At 63.3% G+C, this 3244-nt stretch carries 2 protein-coding genes; both read right to left on the bottom strand.

Annotation, left to right across the window (positions count from 1 at the left end; genetic code table 11):
• A partial coding sequence (locus tag EN906_RS28215) for a transglycosylase domain-containing protein (protein WP_164766855.1) occupies window positions 1-2093 on the bottom strand: 2093 nt, incomplete at its 3' end.
• A gap of 149 nt (window positions 2094-2242) precedes the next feature.
• Window positions 2243-3244, bottom strand: a 1002-nt coding sequence (locus EN906_RS37485; protein ID WP_164777416.1) for an SGNH hydrolase domain-containing protein, incomplete at its 5' end; no start/stop codon positions are given.

The following is a 3244-nucleotide window of genomic DNA, read 5'->3' on the forward strand; positions in this document are numbered from 1 at the left end:
TGGGCAACCGGCGCTGCTGGCCGCGCCGGTGCCTGCTGACCGACCGACGTCGACGGAACCGGCGCCGTGTTGTTCGCCGCGGGTATCTCGTCGGGGACGATTGTGTCGGCCGGCGTCGATTTCCAGGTGCCGGGCAGCGGCCGCACCGGCACACCTTCGTGGGCCGCAACCATGAACTCGTGCCAGGCCTGCGCCGGCAGTGCGCCGCCGGTGACCTTCTTCATCGCGCTGCCATCATCATTGCCGAACCACACACCAGTGGTGAGGTTGGCGGTGTAGCCGACGAACCAGGCGTCGCGCGAATTTTGACTGGTGCCGGTCTTGCCGGCCGATGGCCAGGCGAAAGCCGCTTTCCGGGCAGTGCCGATCTCAACCGTGCCCGTCATCATCGAGTTCATCATGCCGACGATCTCAGGCTTGACGACGCGCGGCGCGCTGCCGCCGCCGCTGTCGTAAAGCACTTTGCCCTCGGTGGTCGTCACGCGCCGGATGAAATGGATGTCCGGCTTGTAGCCGCCATTGGCAAAGGGGACATAGGCCGAGGTCAGCTCCAGCGGCGTCACTTCCGAAGTGCCGAGCGCGATCGAGGTGTTGGCTATCAGGTCGGACTGGATGCCCATGCGGTGCGCCGCCTCGACAACCGCGTTCGGCCCGACCTCCATGGTCAGTTGCGCCGCCACCGAGTTCAGCGACTTGGCCAGCGCGGTGGCCAGCGTCACCTTGCCGAAATACTTGCCGCCGTAATTGTCGGGTGTCCAATTGCCGATCTTGATCGGCGCATCGTTGCGGATGCTGTCGGGCGTGCGACCGGCTTCGAGCGCGGCCATATAGACGAACGGCTTGAACGCCGAGCCCGGCTGGCGACGTGCCTCCGAAGCACGGTCGAACTGGCTCGTCGAATAGTCGTAGCCGCCGACCATGGCACGTACCGCACCGGAATCGTCGATCGACACCAGCGCGCCCTGTGTGACGTTGAGCTTCTTGCCGCTCTCGTCGATCAGTCTGCGGATCGACTGTTCGGCGAGCTTTTGCAGGTTGAGGTCGACGGTGCTGTCGATGACGATGTCGCCGCGCACATCGCCGATCAGGTCGGGCAATTCCTCCATGATGGTGTCGGCGACGTAATTCTCCGAGCCGGTCCAGTAGGACGGCGCACGCGTTGCCGGCGCGCTCATTGCCGAGGTCATTTCCTTGGCGCTGATCTTTCCCTCGTCACGCATGGCGGCAAGCACCAGTTGCGAGCGTTCCTCGGCGGCCTTCGGATCGCGTGCCGGGGACAGCCGCGACGGCGCCTTCAACAGGCCGGCAAGCAATGCGGCTTCCGACAGGGTGACGTCGCGCGCGCTCTTGCCGAAATAGCGGCGCGAGGCGGCCTCGACGCCATAGGCGCCGGAACCGAAATACACCCGATTCAGGTACATTTCGAGGATCTGGTCCTTGGTGTGCTTGTGCTCCAGCCACAGCGCCAGCAGCACTTCCTGCACCTTGCGTTCCAGCGTGCGGTCGGGTGTCAGGAACAGGTTCTTCGCCAATTGCTGGGTCAGCGTCGAACCGCCCTGCGAGAAACGCCCGCCCAGCACGTTGGTGACCATGGCGCGCGACAGACCGATCGGGTCGATGCCGAAATGCGAGTAGAAGCGCCGGTCCTCGATGGCGATGACGGCTTCCGGGATATAGGGCGACATCTCATGCAGGCCGACGGCCTCGCCGCCGCTCATGCCGCGATTGGCGAGCAATTGGCCATCTGCCGAGACGATCTTGATGTTGGGGGCGCGGTCGGGAATCGACCAGGTCGTCGCCGCCGGCATCTTGGCGCCATAGTAGACGACGATGCCGGCCACCGCGATGCCGCCCCAGATGGCGAACACGAAGCACCAGTAGAACAGCCGGCCGAGCACACCGAACAGGCCGCGCCGGCTTCTGCCGCGCTTGGCCCGCGACGATTTCCCTTTGGCCGGCTTGCGTTTTGCGGAGGCTTTGCGATTGCTCGGCACGACGCGATCCTCCTCGTTCACCGAAAGACCCGCCGAGGACCGCGCCTGCGGCGGCCCCTCGAAACTGGGTTCGATGCGACTGTCTCTGCGGTTCGCCATGCGCTGTGCTTGATATCCCCGATGCCTATGGCGTTCGGGTTGAAGAGTAGATGCGGCGGTTTAAAGGCGGGTTAAGTCGTGTTCGAATGCCGGCCCTGGCGTTGGTCAACGATGTTGATGCGAAAAAGCCGCTACGCCTTGATATCTCGCTAGAGACCCGCCGCCTTCGCCAGATAGGGCGCCAGCGCCAGCGCATAGGTGGCCGTCATATGGTGATGGTCGCGCCAGACGATGATGTTGCCGACCACGGCCGAACAGCTGTCCTTGCCACATAAGGCATCGTTCATGTCAACGACACGGACCCCCGGCAATGCCCCTGCGGCGAGGGCGAAGACATCGCTCGTCTCCACCTCCTGTCGCGCGTTGACGCATTTGTCGGCATCGGCGGCCAGGCAATCACCGGGATCGAACTTGACGAAAGGCGTGTTCCGAATGGCGATAATACGCACGCCCGTTCTGTTCAAGTCGCTCCAGATGCTGCGCAAACCGTCGATCATTGCCGGCTCCGGTGTGTCGGAATAGCGAGACTGGCTGGTGAACATCAGGTCTGGCCGCAATTTCCTGATCTCGGCGCGAACGTTGTCGCGCCATGTTGCGCAGGCCTCATACGGCTTACCTTCATCCGTCACCGCGGCAAGGGTGAAAGGGCATGCAGCCTTGGTGAAGGTGACCAATTTCCACTTGCGGTCCCTGGCAATCTTGTCGATGGCCGGGATCCATTGTGCTGCGTGTGAATCGCCTGCGACGACAATGGTTCTGGTTCCCTGGGGATCGCCGAGCTGGCAGCCCACAGCTTGCGTGCTGTCCTGCTCCTGATGGCATTTCAGTCGATAGACGATCGGTACGTCACGCCTGAGTTTGCCGAGGGATGGCAGCAGTTGCACGTCGCGCGGAACCGAAGCGTTGGCAAGAAGCGCTGCCGGCCCTGGATAATTCGGTGTCCCGATCAGGCTGATATCGACGTCTTTCCTGTCGAGCGCATAGCCGAGCCCACCCGACATCATCACGCAGACGGCAACGGCGGCAGTGGCATAGGCCAGAGGTTTCCGTTCCGTATCCGACCGCGGCTGCCGGTAGCGCTGTTCGACATATCGGTAGGAAAGATCCGAGATTGCCAGCGTCAGGGCGATCAGCACGAGACCTGCAAGGAG

The organism is Mesorhizobium sp. M7A.F.Ca.CA.004.06.1.1, from assembly GCF_003999135.1.
Classification (GTDB): domain Bacteria; phylum Pseudomonadota; class Alphaproteobacteria; order Rhizobiales; family Rhizobiaceae; genus Mesorhizobium.